Source organism: Pseudoxanthobacter sp. M-2 (assembly GCF_046156265.1).
Taxonomy (GTDB): domain Bacteria; phylum Pseudomonadota; class Alphaproteobacteria; order Rhizobiales; family Segnochrobactraceae; genus CAMDHY01.
Window position 1 is genome coordinate 67324 of record NZ_JAWDIR010000004.1, and the last position, 24884, is coordinate 92207.

Below are 24884 nucleotides of genomic sequence, written 5' to 3' on the forward strand. Positions count from 1 at the left end.
GTCAGGAAACCTCGGCGAGCAGCGAGAGCTGCCGCACGGTTTCCTTTTCCTGGCGGTCGGTGAGGCGGGTCGGGTAGTCGCCCGTGAAGCAGGCGTCGCAGAACTGCGGCTGCCGCGGATCGCGTCCCCGCTCGCCGACGGCGCGGTAGAGGCCGTCGATCGACAGGAAGGCGAGGCTGTCGACCTTGATGAAGCGGGCCATCTCCTCGACCGACATGCGGGAGGCGATCAGCTTCGACTTCTCCGGCGTGTCGACGCCGTAGAAGCAGGAATCGGTCGTCGGCGGCGAGGCGATGCGCATGTGCACCTCCGCCGCGCCGGCTTCCCGCATCATCTCGACGATCTTCAGAGAGGTGGTGCCGCGCACGATCGAATCGTCGATGAGCACGATCCGCCGCCCCTCGATCAGGGCACGGTTGGGGCTGTGCTTCAGCTTGACGCCCATGTGGCGGATGGCGTCCGACGGCTCGATGAAGGTCCGCCCGACATAGTGGTTGCGGATGATGCCGAGCTCGAACGGCAGCCCGGCCTCCTGCGAGAAGCCGATGGCCGCCGGCGTTCCGGAATCCGGCACCGGCACGACGAGGTCGACGTCTGCCGGGGACTCCCGGGCAAGCTCGGCACCGATGCGCTTGCGGACGTCGTAGACGTTGCGGCCCTCGACGTTCGAGTCCGGCCGCGCGAAGTAGACGTACTCGAAGACGCAGAAGCGCGACTTCAGGCGCTGGAAGGGGAACAGGCTCTCGATGCCGGTCTCGGTGATCACCACCATCTCGCCGGGCTCGACGTCGCGGATGAAGGTGGCGCCGATGATGTCGAGGGCGCAGGTCTCGGACGCCAGCACGAAGGCGTCGTCGAGGCGGCCGAGCAGGAGCGGCCGCACGCCGAGCGGGTCGCGGCAGCCGATCATCTTCTTCTCCGACAGCGCCACCAGCGCATAGGCGCCTTCGAGCTGGCGCAGTGCCGTGATGAAGCGCTCGACCAACGGGCCGGGCTCGCTGGTGGCGATCAGGTGGATGATCGTCTCGGTGTCGGAGGTCGACTGGAAGATCGAGCCGCGGTTCTGCAGCCGGCGCTGCAGCGTCATGGCGTTCGTCAGGTTGCCGTTGTGGGCGACCGAGAAGCCGCCGCCGGCGAACTCCGCGAACAGCGGCTGCACGTTGCGCAGGATCTGGCCGCCGGTGGTGGCGTAGCGGGTGTGGCCGATGGCACGGTCGCCCTTCAGGCGCTCCATCACCGACGGCTTCGTGAAGTTGTCACCGACGAGGCCGATATAGCGCTCGGGGACGAACTGGTGGCCGTCGAAGGAGACGATGCCCGCGGCTTCCTGGCCGCGGTGCTGCAGGGCGTGCAGCCCGAGCGCCACCAATGCTGCGGCCTGGTCATGGCCGAACACGCCGAAGACGCCACACTCCTCGTGGAGATGGTCGTCGTCGAAGGCGTGGCCGCCGAAGCTGGCCTCGGTGACGGAAGAGCCGCCGGGGGCGGACCCTCGCGAGTGGCTCGGCGCTTTGCCGGCCGGGGCGGAACCGTCGTTCATCGTCTCGCTCGAACCACTCTGCGGTTCGCGACAAAAGACCAGTCGCCGGACCCGACTATTGGCCGTTGCTGCCGCTCGATTGAATCAACTGGTTGAGCCCCTGCCGGGCTCCCGAGCCGTAGCTCGCATCGGACTGCTGTTCGGTCGTCGGCGGTGTTCCGGCCGGAGCCCCGTCGATGGGGGCGGGGGCACCGTCGGTCGGTGCGGGCGCCGAACCGGCCGGCGGCGTCGCGGCCGGCGGCGTCCGGTTTCCGCCGGGTATATAGCGATCCAGGATCGATCGGTCAGGGGCGTCGGGCAGGGCTGCGACAAGTTGCGTGCCGAGATTGTCGAGCATCGGCTTCGAGCGCGCCTGCGCCACCCAGGCGGGCTGCTGCACCGGCGGCACGAGGAAGTTGAAGAACAGCATCGCCACGACGATCAGGAGCAGGCCGCGCGCCGCCCCGAAGACGAAGCCCAGCGTCCGGTCGAGGATGCCGATCTTGGAGTCGATGACGAAGTCGGAGATCTTCATCGTGATGATGCTGACGATGATCAGCGTGACGAAGAAGATGCCGCCGATGGCGATGCCGAGCGACACGTACTCGTTGCTGACGTACTGCCGCACGAGTGGCAGCAGGTCGTCGTAGAAGAAGTAGGCCGCGGCGGCGGCGGCGACCCACGAGGCGATCGACAGCACCTCGCGGACGAAGCCGCGCAGCATGGCCAGGAAAGCCGAGATCAGGATGACGACGAGAACGAGCCCGTCGAGCAGCGTCACCGACATTTTTCGGACAACCTCACTCGCGTGGCACGACCACGACGCCTCGTTTCATCACCGCGCATTCCCGCTCCGCTGAGGCGCGCCGACACGCTGGACGCCGGCTCTGGTGGGAGGGGAGAGTTCACCATCGTCGATCGATGAAGCCGCGACTCGGCCGACAAGATCAAGCAGCGTCCGCAATCCGGTGACCGCGATCCGGCGCTCCCGGACCTCGTCCCCGATCGATGCTTCCGGCAAGACGGCCTGCCGGAAGCCGAGCTTTTCCGCTTCCTTGAGACGCGTCGAGACGTGCCCGACGGGGCGGATGCCCCCCGTCAGGCTGACTTCGCCGAAATAGACGCAATCGGCAGGCAGGGCAACCCCGCTCAGGGACGACAGCAGCGCCGCGGCGACCGCGAGGTCGGCCGCCGGCTCGACGATCCTGAGGCCGCCGGCGACGTTGAGGTAGACGTCGTTGACGCCGAAGCGGATGCCGCAGCGGGCCTCCAGAACGGCGAGGATCATCGACAGCCGGTTGCCATCCCAGCCGACGGTGGCGCGGCGCGGGTTGGCGAGCGGCGAGGGGGCGACCAGGGCCTGGATCTCGACGAGTAGCGGCCGCGTGCCCTCGATGCCGGCGAACACCGCCGTGCCGGGGCTCGAACGGTCGCGGTCGCCGAGAAAGAGCTCCGACGGGTTCAGCACCTCCTTGAGGCCGGCCCCGGTCATCTCGAAGACGCCGATCTCGTCGGTCGGGCCGAAGCGGTTCTTCGTCGTGCGCAGGATGCGGAAGGGGCCGCTGCCGTCGCCCTCGAAGCCCATCACGGCATCGACCATGTGCTCGACGACGCGGGGGCCGGCGATCTGGCCGTCCTTGGTGACGTGGCCAACGAGCACGAGGGCGGCGCCGGACTGCTTGGCGTAGCGGATGAGGGCGTGCGAGGAGGCGCGGACCTGGCTGACGGTGCCGGGCGCGGACTCGATCGACGCGGTCCAGGCCGTCTGGATCGAATCGATGACGATCAGGGCCGGCGGCGGCGCGGCGGTCAGGGTCGCCAGGATGTCCTCGACCGAGGTCTCGGCGGCGAGGCCGACGGCGCTGCCGGCGAGGCCAAGGCGCTGCGCCCTGAGGCGAACCTGGTCGGCTGCCTCCTCGCCGGTGATGTAGACGACCCGGCCGCCCCGCGCGGCGATGGCGGCGGCCGCTTGCAGCAGCAGCGTCGACTTGCCGATGCCGGGGTCGCCGCCGAGCAGGATCGCCGAGCCGCGCACGAAGCCGCCGCCGGTGACCCGGTCGAGCTCGGCGATGCCGGAGGCCGTGCGCGGCGCTGCCGCGCCTTCACCCTCGAGGCTGCCGAGCGGCACCACCCGGCCTGGGCGCGCCGCTGGCGTCGGCCCGCTCGCCGCCTCCTCGACGATCGAGTTCCACTCTCCGCACGCCTCGCAGCGGCCGTTCCAGCGGTTGGTGATGTTGCCGCACGACTGGCAGACGAACTGGCTGCGCGCGCGCGCCATCAGGCCTGGCCGACATAGTCGCGGGAGAAGCGGCTGCCGAGATGAGTGAGCACCTCGTAGCCGATGGTGCCGGCGCGCGCCGCGACGTCGTCGACGGGCACGTGGTCGCCGAACAGCTCGATCCAGTCGCCGCGGCGCGCGGCCCCCGGCGGCACGTCGGTGACGTCGTAGACGAGGAGGTCCATCGAGACCCGGCCGACGAGGGGCACGCGGTGGCCGGCGAGCCAGCCGGCGGCACCACCGGTGGCGTCGCTCGAGCCGGCGGCGCGCGGAAAGCCGTCGGCGTAGCCGATGCCGACGACGGCGAGCCGGCTCGGGCGGGAGAGGGTCTCCGCCGCGCCGTAGCCGACAGATTCGCCCGCTCCGGCTTCGCGGATCTTGATGATGCGGCCCTCGAGCACCGCCACCGGCCGCATCGGATTGTCGCGCTTCGACACCGCCTGGCCGCCGTAGACGGCGATGCCGGGGCGCACGAGGTCGAAGTGGGTGGCGGGCAGCGCCAGCGTCGCGGCGGAGTTCGCCAGCGAGGCGGGCACGCCCGGAAACAGGGCCCGCGCCGCCTGGAAGGCCTCGAACTGGCGGGCGTTCAGCGGGTGGTCCGGCGTGTCGGCACAGGCGAGATGGCTCATCAGCAGCGTCAGGCCGAGATGGCGTCGAAGCTCCGGGTCGGCGGCCACAGACGTCGCAACGTCACGGGCGAGACCCAGGCGGTTCATGCCGGTGTCGACGTGCAGCGCCGCCGGCAGCGGCCGGCCGCGGGAGCGCCCGAGGGCGGCCCAGTCCTCGACCTCCTCGAGGCTGCCGAGGACCGGACGCAGTCCGGCGTCCGCGACCAGCGCTGCGGCGCCGGGCGGGAAGCCGTTCAGCACATAGACTGCGGCTTCCGGCACGACCGCCTTCGCCCTGAGGCCCTCGGCGATGGTGGCGGCGAAGAAGGTGCGGCAGCCGGCGTCGGCGAGCGTTCCCGTCGCCGCCTCCAGCCCGATGCCATAGCCGTCGCCCTTGACGATGCCGGCGCATTCGCTGGGGCCGGAGCGGGCGGCGAGGCTGCGCCAGTTCGCGGCGAGGGCCGCAAGGTCGATCGTCAGGCGCCCGCCCGCCAGGTGGTCGGTCTCGTCGAGGGGGACCGGGCGCACCGGTGCAGTGAGGGAGGACGGGTCGACCGGTCGATGCATCGCCGCCTTCGGCATCCTCATTCCCTGTCCGGGAGGTGGTACTCGCGCGCAAGATTCGAGAAGCGCGTCACCTCGGCATCGAATTGCAGCGGAACCGTGCCCGTCGGCCCGTGACGCTGCTTGCCGACGATGACCTCGGCGACGCCGGCGACCGTCTCCATCTCCGCCTGCCACTTGAAGAACTCCTCGGAGCCTTCCTTGGGCTTGCGGCTCTTCAGGTAGTATTCCTCTCGGTAGACGAACATGACGACGTCGGCGTCCTGCTCGATCGAGCCGGATTCGCGCAGATCGGAGAGCTGCGGCCGCTTGTCCTCGCGCGATTCGACCTGCCGCGACAGCTGCGAGAGCGCCAGGATCGGCAGGTCGAGCTCCTTGGCCAGCGCCTTCAGGCCGGTGGTGATCTCGGTGATCTCCTGGACGCGGTTCTCGCCGCGTTTGCCGGAGCCCTGCAGGAGCTGCAGGTAGTCGACGATCAGGAGGTCGAGCCCGCGCTGGCGCTTCAGGCGGCGGGCACGGGCGGCGAGCTGGCCGATCGAGATGCCGCCGGTCTGGTCGATGTAGAGCGGCAGCGACTGGATCTCCTGCGCCACCGCGGCGATGCGGTCGAACTGCTCGGCGTCGATCGAGCCGCGGCGGATCAGCGACGAGGAGACGCCCGCCTGCTCGGCGATGATGCGGGTGGCGAGCTGCTCGGCCGACATTTCGAGCGAGAAGAAGCCGACGATGCCGCCGTCCTCGGCGTGCGGGCTGCCGTCGGGCGAGGCTCCGGGCCGGTAGTTGCGGGCGACATTGTAGGCGATGTTGGTGGCGAGCGCCGTCTTGCCCATCGCCGGCCGGCCGGCGAGGATGACGAGGTCGGAGCGCTGCAGGCCGCCCATCAGGCGGTCCATGTCGTCGAGGCCGGTGGCGAGGCCCGAGAGGCCGCCCGAGCGCTGGTAGGCCGCCGCCGCCATGTCGATGGCGGTCGCCAGCGCATCCGAGAAGGCCTGGAAGCCGCCTTCGTAGCGGCCCGTCTCCGCGAGCTCGTAGAGGCGCCGCTCGGCGTCCTCGATCTGCACCTTCGGCGGCGCTTCGATCGGCGAATCGAAGGCAATGTTGACCATGTCCTCGCCGATGCGGATCAGCGAGCGCCGCAGCGCGAGGTCGAAGATCGTCCGGCCGTGGTCCTCGGCGTTGATGATCGTCGTGGCGTCGGCGGCCATGCGCAGCAGGTACTGCGTCACCGAGAGGTCGGCGATCTGCTCGTCGGCGGCGAAGAAGGTCTTCAGGGTGATGGGGGAGGCGTTCTTGCCGGCCCGCACCAGCTGCGACGTCTTCTCGAAAATCCGGCGGTGCGCCTCGAAAAAGAAGTGGCTCGCCTCGAGGAAGTCGGAGACCCGGTAGAAGGTCTCGTTGTTCATCAGGATGGCGCCGAGCAGCTGGCGCTCGAGCTCGACGTTGTGCGGCGGCAGCCGGTTGAAGGCGGCGGTGTCGAGCTTGCGGGCGGTGGCTTCCATGGCGGTTCGGGCGTCCTCGGAACGGCGGCCGACCGAGTTACCGTGACGCGGTCGGGAGCGGCCAGCCCCGCGGACCGGTTGTCCCCGCTAAACTCCCGTGGCCGCCACTTCCGAGGTTAGGCGATTCGTCGCCCCTTGACGCGGGCGCCAGGGCCGCTCCCGCTCATTCGCCGGCAAGACGCAGCGACGTGCGGGCCTGTTCGCGCTCCCGCAGCCGCTCCTCCTCCTGGAAGATGTAGTCGCGCGTCAGCGGCACGGCGTGCTGGTGGCGGGCAAACTGGATCTGGAAGTTCATCATGTCCTGGTGGCGGAAGGCCGTCTCGGACGCCGCCAGATAGAACTCCCACATCCGGCAGAAGCGCTCGTCATAGAGCGCCTTCGCCTCCTCGCGCCGTGCCAGGAAGCGCTCGCGCCACGCCCTCAGCGTCTCGGCATAGTGCAGGCGGAGGATCTCGATGTCGGTGGTGATCAGCCGCTGGCGCTCGATCACCGGCACCACCTCCGACAGCGCCGGGATGTAGCCGCCGGGGAAGATGTACTTCTGGATCCAGGAGTTGGTGTCGCCCGGCCCGTCGAATCGGCCGATCGAGTGCAGCACCATGATGCCGTCGGGCTTCAGGAGTTGCTTCGCCTTGGCGAAGTACTCGTCGAAATGGCCGACGCCGACGTGCTCGAACATGCCGACCGAGACGATGCGGTCGAAAGGGCCCTCGAGGGATCGGTAGTCGCGCAGCTCGAAGCGGGCGCGATCGGACAGGCCGCGCTCGGCGGCGCGCGCATTGGCGACGCCGTACTGCTCCTCCGACAGCGTCACACCGGTGACGTCGGCCTCGCAGACGTCGGCGAGATAGAGGCCGAGGCCGCCCCAGCCGCAGCCGATGTCGAGAACCCTCTGGCCCGGCGAGATCATCAGCTTGGCGGCGAGGTGGCGCTTCTTGGCGAGCTGCGCGCTCTCGATGTCGTCGTTCGGCTGCTCGAAGTACGCGCAGGAATACTGCCGGTCGGCATCGAGGAAGAGCCGGTAGAGGGCGCCGTCGAGGTCATAGTGGTGGGCGACGTTGCGGCGCGCGCGCTTTTCGGTGTTGTGCTGGCGCAGGCGGCGCGTCGCCACCCGCCACATGCCACGCAGCTTCGCCGGCCAGGTCGGCTGCGAATCGCCCCGCAGGTTGCCGAGCAGGACGTCGAGGAGATCGTAGATCGATCCCTGCTCGACGATCATCTTGCCGTCCATGAAGGCTTCGCCGAACTTCAGTTCGGGGTCGAGAACGATGGCACGCTCGGTTGCCGCGTCGACGAAGCGCGCCCGCACCGGGTTTCCCATGCCGTCGCCGAAACGACGCAATCGGCCGTCGGAACCGACGATCTCGAGCGCCCCGTGCGTCACCGCCCGCGACAGGATGGCTTCCAGCACACGAATCATTTCCGGCCCCCGAGCGCGGGACAAGGCGCAAACCTCGGTACGGACCCGGATGGTATTCGCGCGAGGCGCACCACTCAAGTGGGTGCGTGCAAACGCGAAAAGGACGCGGCGTCGATCGCCGCGTCCTCGATTGCTTCAGGCGTGTGACGGAGCGGGACGGACCCGCCCGGCGACGAATCAGGCCTCGGCGCTCTCGCCGCGATCGTCACCCTCGCCCTCATCCTCTTCCGGCTCGAACTCGAAGCCCGAGTCGCGGTCGCGCTGGTTGAGGCTCTCACCGCGCGCCTGGCGCTCCGCCTCGTCGGCCGAGCGGGCGACATTCAGCGTCACCGAGACGACGACTTCCGGGTGGAGCACGATGCGGACCGTGTGCAGGCCGATCGACTTGATCGGCTGCTGCAGGTCGACCTGCGTGCGGTTGACCGAGAAACCGTCCGCCTCGATGGCGTCGGCGATGTCGCGGGTCGTCACGGAGCCGTAGAGCTGGCCCGTCTCGCCGGCCTGGCGGATGGCGGTGAAGGACTTGCCCTCGAGCTTCTCGCCGACGGCCTGGGCCTCGCTCTTGCGCTCGAGGTTGCGCGCCTCGAGGTGGACGCGCTCGTGCTCGAAGCGCTCCTTGTTCGAGGCGGTGGCGCGCAGCGCCTTGCCCTTCGGCAGCAGGAAGTTGCGGGCGAAGCCGTCGCGCACGCGCACGGTGTCGCCCATCTGGCCGAGCTTCGGAATCCGCTCGAGCAGGATGACTTGCATGGGTTTTCTCCTGTGGACTGTCCCGCCCGGTTCGGACGGTTAGAGACCGGACGCCACGGTCGGGCTCCGGCCCCAGGCCGAAATCGCGGATGCGCCGGACGGATCACCCGCCCGGCGCCGCGATCTCAACGGATGACGTAGGGCAGCAGGCCGAGGAAGCGGGAGCGCTTGATCGCCTTGGCGAGCTCGCGCTGCTTCTTCTGCGACACCGCGGTGATGCGCGAGGGGACGATCTTGCCGCGCTCGGAAATGTAGCGCTGCAGCAGCTTGACGTCCTTGTAGTCGATCTTCGGCGCATTGGCGCCGGAGAACGGGCACGTCTTGCGGCGGCGGAAGAACGGGCGGCGGGTGGGAAGCTGTGCGATATCAACGGCCATGACGCTTTACTCCTGCCCGGCGGCGTCGTCGTCGCGCCGCGGACGGCGCTCACCACGGTCGCGATCGCGATCACGGCCACCGCCGAAATCACGGCCGCCACCGAAGTCGTCGCGGTCGCGGCGACGGCGGTCGTCACGGTCGCGCTTCTGCAGCATCACCGACTGCGCTTCCTCGTGCTCTTCCACGCGGATCGTCAGATAGCGCAGCACGTCCTCGTTGATGCGCATCTGGCGCTCCATCTCGGCCACGGCGGCCGGGGGGGCGTCGATGTTCATCAGGGCGTAGTGCGCCTTGCGGTTCTTCTTGATGCGGTAGGCGAGGGGCTTCACGCCCCAGTTCTCGACCTTGGCGATCTGGCCGCCGTTCTGCTCGATGACGCCCTTGAACTGCTCGACCAGCGCATCGACCTGCTGGCTCGACACGTCCTGTCGAGCCATGAACACATGTTCGTAGAGTGGCATGGATTGCCGCCTTTCCTCGTTCACGTGCACGGCCGGCGCGGAGCCTCGTCGAAGCCTCCATTGGGAAAGGCGTCGAGTTGCGTCGTCTTCGCGAGCGGAGACACGGGACGATGGGTGATCGCGCCACCCGCCGCCGCGCCGCCGGAACAAGTCCGATCGGCGACAGCCGTCCGTTCAGCCCCCGGCCGGAGCCAGTGCATCGAGCGTGCTTTTAACCGGACTTGCGGCGGATGCAAGGCGTGCGGGCGAATCAGACGTCACCAGTTTGCCGCACGGGCGGCGCACGGGGTGGGCGATGGCGGGTCGGACTTGACTTCCCGGAACCGAGGCGCCTTTGTCGCGCCGCCGGACGGCCCCGGTAGGCGTCCCCGTTGGGCGCCCCTGAGCCGCCCGTTCTCGCGAAGATCAGGACCCGATCAGATCGCCATGACAACCGCCTTCACGTTTCCCGGCCAGGGCAGCCAGAGCGTCGGCATGGGTCGCGCGCTCGCCGAGAGCTACGCCGCGGCACGCCGGGTCTTCGAGGAAGTGGACGAGGCGCTCGGCGAGTCTCTCTCGACGGTGATCTTCGAGGGACCTGAGGACGCACTTACCCTCACCGCCAACGCCCAGCCGGCGCTGATGGCGACGTCGATCGCGGCGCTGCGGGCGCTCGAGGAGACGGGTGTCGATGTGAAGGCCATGGCGAGCTTCGTCGCCGGCCATTCGCTGGGTGAATATTCCGCGCTGGTCGCGGCCGGCAGCCTCTCCGTCACCGACGCCGCGCGGCTGCTGCGTGCGCGCGGTCTCGCAATGCAGAGCGCCGTCGCCGCGGGAGAAGGCGCCATGGCCGCCCTCCTCGGCGTCGATCTCGAAGTCGCCGCTGCGGTGGCGGCGGAGGCGGCCGAAGACGAGGTGTGCGACGTCGCCAACGACAACGCGCCGGGGCAGGTCGTGCTCTCCGGTTCGAAGGCCGCGGTGGAGCGCGCCGTCGCCCTCGCCAAGACCCGCGGCGCCAAGCGGGCCGTGCTTCTCGCCGTCAGCGCGCCCTTCCATTGCTCGCTGATGGCGCCGGCGGCCGAGGTCATGGCCGAGGCGCTGGCGTCGGCGACCGTGCGGGCACCGGTGGTGCCGCTCTACGCCAACGTCACCGCGTCTCCCGTCAGCGACCCCGCCGAGATCCGCCGGCTTCTCGTGGAGCAGGTGACCGGGACCGTGCGGTGGCGCGAGAGCGTCGCGGCGCTGGCGGCCGGCGGTGTCGACTGCTTCGTGGAGATCGGCGCCGGAACGGTGCTGACGGGTCTCGCGAAGCGGATCGCCAGGGATGCGCGGGCCTTCGCCGTGGGCACACCCGCCGATGTCGAGGCGTTCGGCGAACGTCTCGCCGGCTGACGGAGTGGCTGACATGTTCGATCTGACGGGTCGCCGTGCCCTCGTCACCGGCGCGAGTGGCGGCATCGGCGAGGCGATCGCCGCGGCCCTGCACGCCCGCGGCGCCGTCGTCGCCGTTTCCGGCACGCGGCGCGAGAAGCTCGAGGCCCTCGCCGAGCGCCTCAGTGAGCGCGTCCACGTATTGCCGGCCAATCTCGCCGATCGCGCCGAGGTGGCGGCTCTGTTCCCGGCTGCGGACGCCGCGATGGGCCAGGTGGACATCCTGGTGAACAACGCCGGCATCACCCGCGACAACCTGTTCATGCGGATGAAGGACGAGGAGTGGGACGCCGTCCTCGAGGTGAACCTCACGGCCGGCTTCCACCTCGCCCGGGCGGCGCTGCGCGGCATGATGCGCCGTCGCCACGGCCGTATCATCGCGATCACGTCCGTCGTCGGGGTCACCGGCAATGCCGGCCAGGGCAACTACGCCGCTGCGAAGGCCGGCATGATCGGCATGACCAAGGCGCTGGCCAAGGAAGTCGCGAGCCGCAACATCACGGTCAACACCGTCGCGCCGGGCTTCATCGCCACCGCCATGACTGACGTGCTGGATGAGAAGCAGCGCGAATCGATCCTGTCGGCGGTGCCTGCCGGGCGCCTCGGCACCCCCGACGACGTCGCGGCGGCCTGCGTCTATCTCGCCAGCGACGAGGCGGCCTATGTCACCGGTCAGACCCTCCATGTGAACGGTGGCATGGCCATGGTCTGAACGGAGTTTTCCGTGCGGAAACCGACCCTTGGCGGGTCTGGAGGTGCGCTGGCAATGGCTTGGAAAGTGTGTTACCTAGCCCCGGCCGAGCGCGGCTTCCGATCCCGGAACGCCCGATGCTGGCCTGTCGCCATGCGTGGGTGATCCGACGGAGCTCTGGGGTCTCCCAAATCTTCCCACGTGAACGAGCGAGATCCGGACGCCAACGGACTCCTGTGTGAACCGAACGAAACCAATCGAGGACTGAGCATGAGCGACATCGCTGAGCGGGTGAAGAAGATCGTGATCGAGCACCTCGGCGTCGACGCCGAGAAGGTGACCGAGAATGCGAGCTTCATCGACGATCTCGGAGCGGACAGCCTTGACACCGTCGAGCTCGTGATGGCTTTCGAGGAAGAGTTCGGCGTTGAGATCCCCGACGACGCCGCCGAGACGATCCTCACCGTCGGCGACGCGGTGAAGTTCCTCGAGAAGAACGCCAACTGATACGGCGTCTGGAGCGCGCGCCGGCGGCCCTCGGGTCGCCTGCACGAGCCATTCCTTTGAAGCGAACGGCGTCCTGATCGATGCGACGAGTGGTCATAACCGGTCTCGGAATGATCACGCCGCTTGGCTGCGGCGTGGACGCGACATGGTCGCGTCTCATTGCCGGCGAGAGCGGAGCCTCGCGTATCGAGAGCTTCGACGTCTCCGACCTGCCGTGCCAGGTGGCGTGCCAGATCCCTCGGGGTGACGGCACGAACGGCACCTACAGGGCGGATGACTGGATGGAGCCGAAGGAGCAGCGGAAGGTCGACGAGTTCATCGTCTACGCCGTCGCCGCTGCCCAGCAGGCTCTCGAAGACGCCGACTGGAAGCCGACCCGCTACGAGGACCAGATCCGCACCGGTGTGCTGGTCGGGTCCGGCATCGGCGGCCTGATCGGCATCGAGGACGCCTCCATCACGCTGCGCGACCGCGGGCCGCGCCGCATCTCCCCCTTCTTCATCCCGGGCCGGCTGATCAACCTCGCCTCCGGCTACGTGTCGATCCGGCACGGGCTGAAGGGGCCGAACCATGCCGTCGTGACGGCCTGCTCGACCGGAGCCCACGCCATCGGCGACGCCGCGCGCCTGATCGCGCTCGACGACGCCGACGTGATGGTGGCCGGTGGCACCGAATCGCCCATCGGGCGGCTGGCGATCGCCGGCTTCAGCGCCGCACGGGCCTTGTCGACCGGCTTCAACGACCGGCCGACCGAGGCCTCGCGCCCCTACGACCGCGATCGCGACGGCTTCGTCATGGGCGAGGGGGCGGGCATCGTGGTGCTCGAGTCGCTCGACCATGCGCTGGCGCGCGGCGCCCGCATCTATGCCGAGGTGATCGGCTACGGCATGTCCGGCGACGCCTACCACATCACCGCTCCCTCCGAAGATGGTGACGGCGCCTTCCGCTGCATGACGGCGGCGATGAAGCGGGCCGGCGTCTCGGCCGGCGACCTCGACTACATCAACGCGCACGGCACCTCGACGATGGCCGACACCATCGAACTCGCCGCCGTCGAGCGCGTCGTCGGCAACGCCGCCGCGACGCTGTCGATGTCGTCGACGAAGTCGGCGACGGGTCATCTCCTCGGGGCCGCCGGGTCGGTCGAGGCGATCTTCTCGGTGCTCGCGATCCGCGACCAGATCGTGCCCCCGACGATCAATCTCGACAACCCGTCGGTCGAGACCCCGATCGATCTCGTTCCCCATCGCGCGAAGAAGCAGCGGGTGCGGACGGTCCTCTCGAACTCCTTCGGGTTCGGCGGCACGAACGCCTCCCTGGTATTCCGGCAGTACGAGACCTGATGCGTAAGGCCGGCTCGTCGGTCCGCGTGCCATAATGATGTCGATCGACGGCGGCACCAGTGAGGGGCCGCCGAAGGGCAGCCCGGTCGGCCGCAGGGCGGCGGACCTGTCCACGGTCGGGAGCCGGAGGAAGCTGCGCCGTCATGAGTGAGGACGACTACACGACGCCGCCACCGCGGGGGCCGCGGCCGCCGCGACCGACGCCGCGCAGTCCGCGCGAAGCGCTCCATCCGGAGCAGGCGCCGCCGCCGCCGACGCGCTCCCGGGCCGCCCGCAACCCGCTCGTCATCGTCATGAACTTCGTGCTGACGATGGCCGTGTTCGCCGTCCTCGGCGTCGGCGCCCTCGCCTACTGGGGTAGCGTCGAGTACACCGAGCCCGGCCCGCTGGGCGAGGATCGGGCTGTCATCATCTCCCCCGGCTCCGGCCTCAATGCCATTGCCGAAACGCTCGCCTCGCACGGCGTGATCAGCGATCCGTGGGTCTTCCTCGGCGTCTCGAAGCTCTACGGCACGGAAGACCAGCTCAAGGCGGGCGAGTATCTCTTCCGCGCCCACATGAGCATGAGCGAGGTGATGGAGACGATCATCGCCGGCCGCTCGGTGCAGCACTCCTTCACCGTCGCGGAAGGCCTGACGAGCGCCCAGATCGTCGAGCGGCTGAACCAGGATCCCATCCTTTCGGGTTCCATCGCGACGATCCCGCCCGAGGGCGCGCTGCTGCCGGAGACCTACAAGTTCACCCGCGGCACGACGCGCCAGCAGATGCTCGACCGCATGCAGCGCGCGCAGGAACAGGCACTCGAGGACATCTGGGCGCGTCGCAACCCGGAGATCCCGATCAAGTCGCCGGAGGAACTCGTCGTCCTCGCCTCGATCGTCGAGAAGGAAACGGGCAAGGCGGATGAGCGCACGCGCGTCGCCGGCGTCTTCATCAACCGGCTGAACAAGCGCATGCGGCTGCAGTCCGATCCGACCATCCTCTACGGGATCTACGGCGGCACGGCGTGGCTGCGGCCCCGCACCATCCTGCGATCGGACCTGCAGCGGCCGAACCCCTACAACACCTACCAGATCGACGGTCTGCCGCCGGGGCCGATCGCCAATCCCGGCCGCGAATCGCTCGAGGCGGTGGCGAACCCGTCTCGCACGGACGACCTCTATTTCGTCGCCGACGGAACGGGCGGACACGTCTTCGCGGTGACGCTCGACGAGCACAACCGCAACGTCGCCCGCTGGCGGGAGATCGAGCAGCAGCGCCGCGACGCCCAGCCGGCCGCTCCGGCCAACTGATGCGCCGGCGCAGTCCGCGCGAGGGTCGGTTCGGGGCCGCTTCGGGATGCGGGTGCGGGGGGTGTGCGCCATGACTGGCTCCGGCAAGACCGTCTCCAGCATGACCGGCTTCGCGCGCGCCTCCGGAGCGTCCGCCACCGGCCAGTGGGTGTGGGAGCTGCGCTCGGTGAACGGGCGCGGGCTCGAACTGCGGCTGCGCCTGCCGCCGGGCTTCGACGACGTCGAGGGGGAAGCACGCGGCCGTATCGCCAAGGCGTTCGCGCGCGGCAACATCGGTGGCACGCTGACGGTGGAAACGGTGTCCGCCGGAGGCTTCCGTCTCAATGAGGCGGCACTCGCTGCCGTCATCGACGCGGCCGAGCGCGTGCGGGCGCGGGTGCCGTCGGCGACGGTCTCGGCCGACGGGCTGCTGGCGCTGCGGGGGGTCCTCGAGCCGATTGACGCGACACGAAGCGAAGACGACGATCGCGCGTTGCGACGGGACGTGCTGGCCGGGCTCGACGAGGCGGTCGCTGCCCTCGTCGGGGCGCGCCAGGCGGAAGGCAGGGCCGTGGCGGCAGTCGTCGGGGCGCAGCTCGCGCGCCTCGAGGACTTGGCGACAGCGGCGGCGGCGACGGAGGGCCGGCGCCCGGACGCGATCCGCGCCCGCCTGACGGAACAACTGCGCCGCATCCTCGACGCCGCACCCGCCCTCGATCCCGAGCGTCTCCACCAGGAGGCCGCCCTCATCGCCTCGCGCGCCGACGTGCAGGAGGAGATCGACCGTCTTCTCGCCCACGTTGGCCAGGCGCACGCCCTCCTCGCCGAGGCCGGCCCGGTTGGGCGGCGGCTCGACTTCCTCGCCCAGGAGTTCGGGCGCGAGGCCAACACGCTGTGCTCGAAGTCGAACGATCCCGAGCTAACGCGCATCGGCCTCGAGCTGAAGGCGACGATCGAGCAGTTCCGCGAACAGGTCCAGAACCTCGAATGAGGGACGCCGGCTCGTCCGGCGCCCCGTCTGCCCCCTGGAGGAAGCGTTGACGACCCCCGCGCCCTCGATCGCCCGTCGCGGCATGATGCTCGTGCTGTCGTCGCCTTCCGGCGCCGGCAAGTCGACGCTCGCGCGCAACCTCCTGCGCGACCGTGAGGAGGACGGCCGGCTGACCCTGTCCGTCTCGGTGACGACGCGTGCGCGCCGCGGCAGCGAGATCGACGGCGTCGACTACCGGTTCCTGACTGCTCGCCAGTTCGAGCAGATGCGCGACCGCGGCGAACTGCTCGAGTGGGCGCAGGTGCACGGCAACTTCTACGGCACGCCGAAGGATACGGTGGATCAGGCCCTGGAGAGCGGCCTCGACGTGCTGTTCGACATCGACTGGCAAGGGGCGCGCCAGATCCGCGAGGCGGTGCCTCAGGACGTCGTCTCGATCTTCGTGCTTCCGCCGTCTGCCGCGGAGCTGCGGCAGCGTCTGGAGCGGCGGGCGGAAGACGCGCCGGAGGTCATCGCCAATCGCCTGACGAACGCGAGCACCGAGCTCGAGCGTTGGGGCGAGTACGACTACGTCATCGTCAACGACGATTTGCAGCGCGCCTATGGCGGGCTGAAAGCCATCGTCGTCGCCGAGCGCCTGCGCCGCGAGCGTCTGACGGGGTTGGCCGACTTCATCGCGACGCTGCAGGCGGGGCTTTAGGCCGGAGTCCGTCTGCCCCGTTCAGCTTGCTGAGATTCTCGACCCGGGCACCGTCATCGCATCGAGCCCGCGTGCGAGTGCCACGAAGCCTGTCACGTCGATCTCCTCCGCCCGCGCTGTGGGGTTAAGGCCGGCGTGTTCGATCAGGGCGGGCGTGTCGACGCCGAGGCTCTTCAGGCTCTGGCGCAGCATCTTGCGCCGCTGGCCGAAGCCGGCCGCCGTCACCCGCGACAGCGCCGCGCCGCGGCAGGGCAGGGGCGTCTCGATCGGCTCGAGGTGCACGACGGAGGAGGTCACGCTCGGCGGCGGCGTGAAGGCGCGCGGGGAGATGTCGAACAGGATGCGGGCGCGGCAGCGCCAGCCGGCGAGTACCGCGAGGCGTCCATAGGCGGGATCGCCGACCGAGGCGACGATCCGCTGCGCCACTTCCTTCTGAAACATCAGCGTCAGCGAACGCCACCACGGTGGCCACGGCTCGGTCTCGATCCAGCGGACGAGCAGCGCCGTGCCGATGTTGTAGGGCAGGTTGGCGACGATCCGCGCCGGGCCGCCCGCGAGAGCGGCATCGTCCACCGCCAGGGCATCTGCCTCGACGATCTCGAGGCGGCCGGGATAGTGGGCAGCGATCTCGGCGAGCGCGCCGAGGCAGCGCTGGTCGCGCTCGATCGCCACCACCCGCCGGGCGCCGCAGGCGAGCAGGGCCCGCGTCAGCCCCCCCGGTCCGGGTCCCACCTCGACGACCGTCACGTCGTCGAGAGAGCCCGCTGACCGCGCGATCCGGGCGGTGAGGTTCAGGTCGAGGAGGAAGTTCTGCCCAAGCGACTTGCGGGCGGACAGGTCGTGCGCGCGAATGACCTCGCGCAGCGGCGGTAGCTCGTCGATCGCCATCCGCCCCGTCGCCCCGATCCCGTCAGCGGGCCGCGCCGCCCGCCGGCGTCACTTGTACCCGATGCGTCACTTGTACTCGATGACGGCGTTGCGCTTCAGGTCGCGCAGGTAACGGCGCGACATCAGGCTGCCCTGCTCGTCGAGCAACTCGCCCTCGATGGCCGCGCGCGCGGCAGCATCGCTCTGCAGGACCCGCTTGTTGCAGAGGGCGACCATCTCGACGCCGTTCTCCGTGCGCTGCGGCGGCGTCAGGCGCCCCACCGCCAGCTCGTCGAGCATCTTGACGTTCTCGTCGGACAGATCGGACTGCATGCGGCGGCCGAGTGGCTTGATCACGACGCCCTGCAGGCCCTTGGCGAAGGCGAGTCCTTCGGCGCATGACGCGAAGCGACCGCGCAACTGCTCCGCCTCCTTCTGCTTCTGCGCCGCAACCGCGGCGGAAGCACTCGCAGGCACGACGAAGATCACCTGCGACAGCTCGTACTCCGTCGTCGTCGCCTTCTCCCCTGCCTTGCCGGGCTCCACCTTGCTCTGCAGGGCGGCGATCACATCCTGCTCGGTCACCGCGACCGTCGCCCGGAACTTCTCCCGGATGACCTTCCCCCAGGCGATCTGCGCGCGCAGCCGGTCCTTGAAGGTCTTCGCGTCGACGCCGCCAGAGCGCAGGCCCTTCGTCAGCTGGTCCGGCGACATCTTCAGTCGGGAGGCGATGCCGGCATAGGCGTCGTTGACCTCGCCTTCCGATACGGTGATGCCACGCTTGCGCGCCTCCGCGAGCTGCAGCTTCTCGTCGATCAGCTCTTCGGTGGCCATCTTCGTTGCGTTCGGCACGCGCTGCGTCAGCTGGATGAACTTCGCCCGCTGGGCGATCTCGTAGTTCGTGATCGGCTGGTTGCCGACGACGACCTTGATCGAGGTCTGCGCCTGCGCGACGCCGCCGCCGATGGCGAGGCACAGGCCGATGGCGAGGAGTGTCCTGGCGATTTTCATGTCGTTTTCCGGGCCCCTTGCGCCGAACGGTCCGGACGCTTTCCATCCGACTCGCTGCAGCGCCGATATGGCGAAAGGATGACCCGGGTGGCAGGCCGGTCAATCGTCGGGCGAGATGCCGCTCGAGAGATCGAGGTCGCCGATGGTGCGGAAACCGAAGCGCAGGAACACCGTCCGATCGACGGCGAGACCCGTCGCCCCCGAACGGTCCTCGGCATAGGCGAGCGACAACGAGAAGCTGTCGTCGTCGAAGGCGAGGCCATAGCCGTTGGCGACGACGTTGTCCTGTTCGAGATCGTAGCGGATGGTTCCGAACACGCGCCAATCGCGCAGGACGCGCAGGGCGGCCGAACTCTGCACCTCTTGCCGGTCGTCGCGGATGCCGAGACCCGGCTGACGACCGAGATAGGCGTAGACGACCTGCGCGGTGAGCGGTCCCGTCACGCCGGTCGCGGCGACTTCCGCGCGCTTCAGGGCGAAGTCGTTGTTGTCGAAGCGGGCGCGGGTGCCGACGCGCAGGCCCGCCTGCGAATCGGCGGAGAGCCGGGCGACGTAGTCCGACGCGTCCGTCTGAAGGCCGGAGGAGGCGGTCGAGTTGAGGATATCGGCGGTGGAGAACGAGTTGCGACCGGCGAGCTGGAACGACTTGCCGAACAGCGCCGAAATGGAGCCGCCGGAGTTCCCCTGCAGCGTGTAGACGAGGCCGACATTGGCGCGCGTGCCACCTTCGACACGGTCGAAGCCGGTGAACTTGTCCCACTCGAACAGCGAGGTGTCGTCGAAGACGATGCTCTGCGCGTCCTCGTTCGGCAACTCGCCGATGGAGGTCTCGTCTGGGCGGGCGATCACCTGGGCGACCGGCTCGATCACCTGCGTGCCCCAGTTGGCCGCGAACATCCACGGATAGCGGTATTCGATGCCGACCATCGGCATAGCGCGGCCGACGAAGTCCTCGTCCCGGAGCGGCTTAACGGCATTGTCGGCGGAGGCGAGGAAGAACGCATCGCCGCGCAGGCCTGCGAACGGCGTGATCACTTGGCCGATCGGGTCGATGTACTGCTTGCGCCAGGACACGTCCGCGGTGGCGCGTGTGAACGTGCCCTCGACACCGCGGAAGCGCGTGACGTTGCCCGGTGCCAGGAAGGCGTCGGTCGTGGTGCGCGAGAGCGAGGTGAGGTTGGTCGTCCAGGCGAACTCGCCGCCGGCGACCGGGTTCTCGGCGATGCCGCGATAGTCCAGCACCGGGTGGACGATCGGCTGCTTCTCCTGCTGCTCGAGACCGGGAGCCGAGAAGGGCGGCGGCGGCGCATAGCCGGGATCCACCAGCAGCGTGTTCTGCTGGTAGACGCGGAAGGCGTAGCCGCGCAGGTCGAAGTAGTTGCGGTCGCCGAGGCCGTTCAGGAACAGCGTCGAGACGGCCTCGTCCTGGCCGCTGCCCTGGCGACGGTAGTCCTTCACGAAGGTCGGGTCGGTGGTCCACGTGAGGTCCCAGCCCCAGCTCCAGCGCGGGTTGAGCCAGAACTTGCCTTCGGTTTCGATCGAGCCGCGGAAGTCGCGATCGCCGTCCGTGTTCCGGAAGGCGTTCGGGTCCGCCTGATAGATGCCGGTGCCGCGCACCATGTAGCTGCCGGTGACGAACCGCTGCCGCCACTCCCCGGAGACCAGGGCGCCCTGGCGGGAGAGCGGCGTCACGATGGCGGTGAAGTCGTAGTTGGGGGCAAGCGCCCAGAAATAGGGGATCGCGACGCCGAGGCCGAGCTGCTCGGAATAGATCGTCGACGGCGCCAGGAAGCCCGACTTGCGGCGCACCGTCGGATCGGGATGCGACATCCACGGCAGCCAGGCGACCGGGACGCCGAGGAACTCCAGGTAGGGGTCCTCGTAATAGACCGTCTGCTCGTCTTTCTTGTGGATGATGCGGCGGGCCTTGATCTGCCAGAGCGGCTTCTTCGTCGGGTCGACGAGGCAGGAAGCGCAGGCGGAATAGACGCCCTTCTCGAAGATGATCGTTTCGCCATCCGTGCGGGTGGCGCTCTCGGCGGCGAAGCGCGTGCGTTCGATGGTGTCGACCCGCAGTGACGTGACGAAGCCGTTGCGGAAGTCGTCGGTGAGATCCATCGCGACCGCGGTCACGACAGCACCGTCCGGCTCGGTCAGTTGCACACCGTCTTCGGCGCGCAGCCGGTTGGTCTTGCGATCCAGGGTGACCCGGCCGGCGATCAGGGTATAGCCCTGATAGTAGATCTCGACGTTGCCGACGGCGGAGACGGTGTCGATCTGGGTGTCGTAGACGAGCTCGTCGGCCTGCAGAAGCATGCGGGCGTTCGGGTCCGGATCGAAGCCGAGGGCGCCCGACGCATCGCGCATCGCCGGCGACTCGGTCTTGCCGGCGGCCTTCGGCTTCTGCGTCTTCTGAACGGTGGTGGTGGCCGGCTCGGGCGTCTGCGCCGCGAGGTCCGCCGCGCCGCCGAGCGTCAGGCACAGCACTGCCGTTGCGGCAACGGCGCTCGCGGCGACCGTGCTGCCAGACTGGTGGCGACCAAGCGACCCTGCGGCCCGGGGCCGACTCATCCGTCCTCCAGATTGAGCAGGATAGTCGCGCCGAGGAGCGCCGCGACGACCCCGGGAGACCAAGCGGAAATGGTTGGGGGAACCAGGCCGACTCCCCCGAGATCGCGCGCGACCTCCGTGGCGACATAAAGCACGAAGCCGGCGGCCACGCCACTTGCGACGAGGCGGCCGGTTCCGCCGAAACGAGCCCCTCGCAGAGAGACCGTCGCGGCGATCAGCACCATCGCGCCGAGCAGCAGCGGCAGGGCGATCAGCGACTGGAACTGCAGCCGGTAGGGATAGACCGACAGCCCGGCGCGGGCCGCCCGGTCGATCAGCGTCGGCAGCCGCCAGAACGAGACCGCGTCGGCCTGGCCGAGGGTCTCCAGGATCTCCGCCGGCTGCAGGTCGGTCGCGACGAGGAAGCTCTCGTGCTGGTTCGGCTCCGCGTCGATCGCATAGACGGTGGCATTGGCGAGCCGCCAGTGGTCCGGCTCGAGCCGCGCCGATTCGGCCTCGATGCGCTCTGCGAACCCGCCGTCGGTGTCGAACGAGAAGATGGTGACGCCGTAGAGCTCGACGCCTTCCTCGCGGATCTGGCGGGCGTGGATGATGGTGTCGCCGTCGACGCCGCGCTGACGCAGCCAAAGATCCTTCGCCGTCTGGGTGACCAGCACCTGCTCGCGTCCCAGCAGGACGACGCCGAGCTCGTCCGCCTTCTGTCGCAGCCACGCCCCGGCGGGATTGAGCATCGTCGTCACGGCGATCCCCAGCACGACCGCGACGGCGACGGGTGGCACCAGGAACTGCCAGACCGAGACGCCGGCGGAGCGGATCACCACGAGTTCCGAGCGCCGCGCCAGCCCGACGAAGGCGCCGATCGAGCCGAAGAGGGCGGCGAAGGGCCACAGCCGCTCCGACAGCGACGGCGTTCGCAACAGTGACATCGCCAGGGCGCGCCCGACGGAGAAGCCGTCTCGTTCACCGGCGCGCCGCACGAGCTCGAAGAAATCGACCACGAAGATCAGCAACGCGCCGAGTGCGAGCACGCCGAGGATCCAGCGGGTGAAGCGGCCCGCGAGATAGCCGGACAGGGTGCGGCCGACCATCGTCACGCCCCCTTCGGCAGGCGCGGCAGCCGCCGGACGAGGCCGTCGACGAGATCACCGCAGGCATCGGCGAGGCGGGCGAGGGGGGCCGGCAGCGCCACCCGGCGGTCCGACAGGAGGATGGCGAGCGAGCCGGCGATGGCCACCAGCGGAACCGCGTAGACGCCGACTGCCGCCACCGGGAAACGGACTGCGAGCGTGCCGGCCCCGAAGCCCGCCAGGCGCGCCAGCACCACCGCCGCGATCGCGCCGAGGATCGCCATCGAACGGCCCTGCCGCGACGTGCGCGGCTCGCCGAGGAACAGGAAGACCAGCAGCGCGAAGGCGACAGGATAGAGCGGCTGCGACAGGCGGTCGTGCAGCTCGGCGCGGAAGCGGCCGCGGTTCTGCTGCACGTAGGCGTCGGCCTCGTCGAGTGCGACGAGCTCGAAGATCGTGCGCTCGCTCGGCCGGTACACCGGCGCGCTCTCCTCCGGCATCAGGTTCGAGAGGTCGAAGGCGTAGGCGTCGAAGCGGACGATCGACAGGCTGCCGTCCTTGCGGATGCGCCGCTGGATGGTGCCGTTCGACATGACGAGCAGCGTCCGGTCGAGTGCCTCGACGATGTGGCCGCCGTTCGCGAGGTAGGTCATCGACCGGTCCGGGTCGCGCTCGTCGTCGAGCACGATGCCGCTGATGCCGCCATCGGCGCCGCGGTCGCGGATGTGGAAGGTCAGGCCGTCGTCGATCTCGATGAAGCGGCCGGGCCGGATGATCGAGGCGACGAGGTCGATGCGCACCTGCGTCAGCGCCTCGCGCACCTGCTTGAGACCGGCCGGAGCCGCCCAGAAGGTGAGGAAGGCGGCGAGGGCGCCGACGGCGATACCGATCGCCAGAATCGGCTTCAGCGTCCGCCAGCGCGACGCGCCGGAGGCCTGCATGACCACGAGCTCGCTGTCGGCGTTCAGCGTCGCAAGCGTGACGATCGCCGCGATGACCACCGCGAACGGCGCGATCAGCAACAGGAGAAAGGGCAGCGCGAGCCCGGTGATGGCGAGGAACGCGCCGATCGCCTGGCCCTTCGCCGTCACGAGGTCCAGCTGGCGTAGCGCCTGGGTCACCCAGACGACGCCGGTCAGAACCGTGAGCGTCGCCAGGAAGGCCACCAGGGCGCGCCGGAAGATGTAGCGCTCGATCAATCCCATCAGACCATCCTTGGGCCGACGAGAGATACTCCTTCCCCTCGGGCCGTGGCAACGCAGTCGGACGGCTGAGGGCGCTTGCGGGAGTCGATCGGCGGCCCGGCGTGGCGCGGATGTCGCGTCTTGGTTAATGGAGGGTATCTGCCGCGCCCTGCCGGCCTTGCTGTGGCCGTGCCGGCGCGCCATCCTCTCGCGAGCGCCGGAGGCGCCTGCGCCGCGCCTCCCGTATCCCAAGGAGTCTCGATGACGTCGCTCAATTTCGACTTCACTGCACCGGCGACGCCGGCGACAAGGTCCGCGGTTCTCGTGACCGGGGCCGACGGCGCACTCGGAACGGCAGGCGATGCGCTCGACAAGGCGGGCGAAGGCATCATCCGCCGGGCCGTCGCCGCCGCCCGCTTCAAGGGCAAGCTGTTCAGCGGCCTCGATCTCGTCACCCCGACCGGGCTCGACCTCGACCGCCTGTCGCTCGTCGGCCTCGGTGCGGCGGGCGAGCTGAAGGAGAGCGACTGGGTGCGTCTCGGCGGTGCGGTGATGGGCCGGGTCGCCGAAGGCAAGTCCGACGCCGCCACCATCGTGCTGGAGCTGCCGCAAGGCGCCGTCGCGCCCGAGCAGGCCGCCGACGTCGCCCTCGGCATGATGCTGCGCTCCTATTCCTTCGACCGCTACAAGTCGAAGAAGGCCGACGACGACGATGCCACCAAGGACATCGCGCTGACCGTGATGGTCGGCGACGACGCCAGGGCGAAGGAGGCGTGGGCGGCGCGCAAGGCGATCGCCGACGGCGTCAAGCTCGCCCGCGACCTCGTCAACGAGCCGCCGAATGTGCTCGGCCCCGTCGAGTTCGCCGAGCGCGCCCTGCAACTGGTCGATCTCGGCGTCGGCGTCGAGGTGCTCGGCGAGCCGGAGCTCGCGGCGCTCGGCATGCGGGCGTTGCTTGGCGTCGCCCAGGGCTCGCCGCGGCCGCCGCGCCTCGTCATCCTCAAGTGGAACGGTGGCGACGAGGGCGCCAAGCCGGTGATGTTCGTCGGCAAGGGCGTCGTCTTCGACACCGGCGGCATCTCGATCAAGCCGGCCGCCGGTATGGAGGACATGAAGGGCGACATGGCCGGTGCCGCCGCCGTCGTCGGTGTCATGGCGGCGCTCGCCGGCCGCAAGGCGAAGGTGAATGCCGTCGGCATCCTCGGCCTCGTCGAGAACATGCCGGACGGCAACGCCCAGCGGCCGGGCGACATCGTCGCCGCCCGCAACGGCACGACGATCGAGATCATCAACACCGACGCCGAGGGCCGGCTCGTTCTCGCCGACGCGCTTCACTACGCGATCGAGCGCTTCGAGCCGCGCTTCGTCGTCGACCTCGCGACCCTGACGGGCGCCATCATCGTGGCGCTCGGCAACCACCACGCCGGCCTCTTCTCCAACGACGATGCGCTGTCGGCGCAGCTTTCGGCGGCAGGGCAGGCGACGGGCGAGCTCGTCTGGCGCATGCCGCTCGGGCCCGACTACGACAAGCTGATCGAATCGAAGGTGGCCGACATCAAGAACACCGGCGGCCGCTATGGCGGGTCGATCACCGCGGCGCAGTTCCTGAAGCGCTTCGTCGGAGAGACGCCATGGGCGCACCTCGACATCGCCGGTACCGCGATGGGCTCGCCGCAGACGGAGATCAACCGCTCGTGGAGCTCCGGGTTCGGCGTGCGCCTTCTCGACCGCCTCGTCGCCGACCACTACGAGGGCTAGAACCGGAGCGGCCGGCTTGCTTTCGCGTCGCCGCCCCGC

General features: G+C 69.5%; 21 protein-coding genes and 1 pseudogene. 8 read left to right on the forward strand and 14 right to left on the reverse strand.

The genetic code is table 11. The features are described 5' to 3' along the window. Position 1: 1 nt before the first annotated feature. The 9 genes and pseudogenes from purF to rpsF form a co-directional block, all read right to left on the reverse strand. Positions 2 to 1540: an amidophosphoribosyltransferase gene (gene purF, locus RUR49_RS03000; protein WP_409144804.1), complete on the reverse strand. Its 1539-nt coding sequence runs from the start codon at positions 1538 to 1540 to the stop codon at positions 2 to 4. Between the two features lie 181 nt (positions 1541 to 1721). After that, positions 1722 to 2306: pseudogene (locus tag RUR49_RS03005) on the reverse strand (CvpA family protein); the annotation flags it as partial. Positions 2307 to 2354: 48 nt separating this feature from the next. Continuing rightward, positions 2355 to 3797 (reverse strand): DNA repair protein RadA, encoded by a 1443-nt coding sequence (gene radA / locus RUR49_RS03010; RefSeq protein ID WP_409144805.1) that lies wholly within the window; start codon positions 3795 to 3797, stop codon positions 2355 to 2357. Next, the gene (gene alr, locus RUR49_RS03015; protein ID WP_409144806.1) at positions 3797 to 4993 is read right to left on the reverse strand and encodes an alanine racemase; all 1197 of its coding nucleotides are present in this window, start codon (positions 4991 to 4993) and stop codon (positions 3797 to 3799) included. Before alr ends, radA begins: the two co-directional genes overlap by 1 nt. Then, positions 4990 to 6468 (reverse strand): replicative DNA helicase, encoded by a 1479-nt coding sequence (locus tag RUR49_RS03020; protein WP_409144807.1) that lies wholly within the window; start codon positions 6466 to 6468, stop codon positions 4990 to 4992. The genes alr and RUR49_RS03020 overlap by 4 nt, the downstream gene beginning before the upstream one ends. Positions 6469 to 6631: 163 nt before the next feature. Next, positions 6632 to 7888 (reverse strand): class I SAM-dependent methyltransferase, encoded by a 1257-nt coding sequence (locus RUR49_RS03025; RefSeq protein WP_409144808.1) that lies wholly within the window; start codon positions 7886 to 7888, stop codon positions 6632 to 6634. A gap of 177 nt (positions 7889 to 8065) precedes the next feature. Then, positions 8066 to 8635 (reverse strand): 50S ribosomal protein L9, encoded by a 570-nt coding sequence (gene rplI / locus RUR49_RS03030; protein ID WP_409144809.1) that lies wholly within the window; start codon positions 8633 to 8635, stop codon positions 8066 to 8068. Between the two features lie 125 nt (positions 8636 to 8760). Next, positions 8761 to 9012 (reverse strand): 30S ribosomal protein S18, encoded by a 252-nt coding sequence (gene rpsR, locus RUR49_RS03035; protein WP_409144810.1) that lies wholly within the window; start codon positions 9010 to 9012, stop codon positions 8761 to 8763. A gap of 6 nt (positions 9013 to 9018) precedes the next feature. Further along, positions 9019 to 9474, reverse strand: a complete 456-nt coding sequence (gene rpsF / locus RUR49_RS03040) for a 30S ribosomal protein S6 (RefSeq protein WP_409144811.1) — start codon at positions 9472 to 9474, stop codon at positions 9019 to 9021. Between the two features lie 426 nt (positions 9475 to 9900). Here rpsF and fabD point away from each other — a divergent pair, with 426 nt between their 5' ends. The 7 genes from fabD to gmk all read left to right on the forward strand — a co-directional run bounded on the left by fabD (position 9901) and on the right by gmk (position 16387). Then, a complete protein-coding gene (gene fabD / locus RUR49_RS03045; protein WP_409144812.1) occupies positions 9901 to 10845 on the forward strand; it encodes an ACP S-malonyltransferase in 945 nt (314 codons plus the stop codon). A 13-nt stretch (positions 10846 to 10858) separates the two neighbouring features. Continuing rightward, positions 10859 to 11596 (forward strand): 3-oxoacyl-[acyl-carrier-protein] reductase, encoded by a 738-nt coding sequence (gene fabG / locus RUR49_RS03050; protein ID WP_409144813.1) that lies wholly within the window; start codon positions 10859 to 10861, stop codon positions 11594 to 11596. Positions 11597 to 11845: 249 nt separating this feature from the next. Then, the gene (locus tag RUR49_RS03055; protein ID WP_409144814.1) at positions 11846 to 12082 is read left to right on the forward strand and encodes an acyl carrier protein; all 237 of its coding nucleotides are present in this window, start codon (positions 11846 to 11848) and stop codon (positions 12080 to 12082) included. A gap of 80 nt (positions 12083 to 12162) precedes the next feature. After that, a complete protein-coding gene (gene fabF, locus RUR49_RS03060; RefSeq protein ID WP_409144815.1) occupies positions 12163 to 13425 on the forward strand; it encodes a beta-ketoacyl-ACP synthase II in 1263 nt (420 codons plus the stop codon). A 143-nt stretch (positions 13426 to 13568) separates the two neighbouring features. Then, positions 13569 to 14717, forward strand: a complete 1149-nt coding sequence (gene mltG / locus RUR49_RS03065) for an endolytic transglycosylase MltG (RefSeq protein WP_409144816.1) — start codon at positions 13569 to 13571, stop codon at positions 14715 to 14717. A gap of 70 nt (positions 14718 to 14787) precedes the next feature. Continuing rightward, positions 14788 to 15687 carry a YicC/YloC family endoribonuclease gene (locus tag RUR49_RS03070; protein WP_409144817.1) on the forward strand — a complete coding sequence of 300 codons (900 nt, stop codon included), beginning with the start codon at positions 14788 to 14790 and terminating at the stop codon, positions 15685 to 15687. Between the two features lie 82 nt (positions 15688 to 15769). Further along, positions 15770 to 16387 carry a guanylate kinase gene (gene gmk, locus RUR49_RS03075; protein ID WP_409144872.1) on the forward strand — a complete coding sequence of 206 codons (618 nt, stop codon included), beginning with the start codon at positions 15770 to 15772 and terminating at the stop codon, positions 16385 to 16387. 21 nt (positions 16388 to 16408) lie between these two features. Here the strand turns inward: gmk and rsmA are convergent, their stop codons facing one another. The 5 genes from rsmA to lptF form a co-directional block, all read right to left on the reverse strand. Beyond that, positions 16409 to 17275, reverse strand: coding sequence for a 16S rRNA (adenine(1518)-N(6)/adenine(1519)-N(6))-dimethyltransferase RsmA (rsmA, locus tag RUR49_RS03080; protein WP_409144818.1), 867 nt, complete (start codon positions 17273 to 17275; stop codon positions 16409 to 16411). Positions 17276 to 17341: 66 nt separating this feature from the next. Beyond that, entirely contained in the window at positions 17342 to 18265 is a 924-nt protein-coding gene (locus tag RUR49_RS03085; protein ID WP_409144819.1) for a SurA N-terminal domain-containing protein, read from the reverse strand. A gap of 99 nt (positions 18266 to 18364) precedes the next feature. Beyond that, positions 18365 to 20836, reverse strand: a complete 2472-nt coding sequence (locus tag RUR49_RS03090; RefSeq protein ID WP_409144820.1) for an LPS-assembly protein LptD — start codon at positions 20834 to 20836, stop codon at positions 18365 to 18367. Then, positions 20833 to 21924 (reverse strand): LPS export ABC transporter permease LptG, encoded by a 1092-nt coding sequence (gene lptG / locus RUR49_RS03095; RefSeq protein ID WP_409144873.1) that lies wholly within the window; start codon positions 21922 to 21924, stop codon positions 20833 to 20835. Before lptG ends, RUR49_RS03090 begins: the two co-directional genes overlap by 4 nt. Before the next feature lie 2 nt (positions 21925 to 21926). Then, positions 21927 to 23108 (reverse strand): LPS export ABC transporter permease LptF, encoded by a 1182-nt coding sequence (lptF, locus tag RUR49_RS03100; protein WP_409144821.1) that lies wholly within the window; start codon positions 23106 to 23108, stop codon positions 21927 to 21929. Between the two features lie 240 nt (positions 23109 to 23348). Between lptF and RUR49_RS03105 the strand changes: the two genes are divergently transcribed. Next, positions 23349 to 24845, forward strand: coding sequence for a leucyl aminopeptidase (locus tag RUR49_RS03105; RefSeq protein ID WP_409144822.1), 1497 nt, complete (start codon positions 23349 to 23351; stop codon positions 24843 to 24845). The last annotated feature ends 39 nt before the right edge of the window (positions 24846 to 24884 follow it).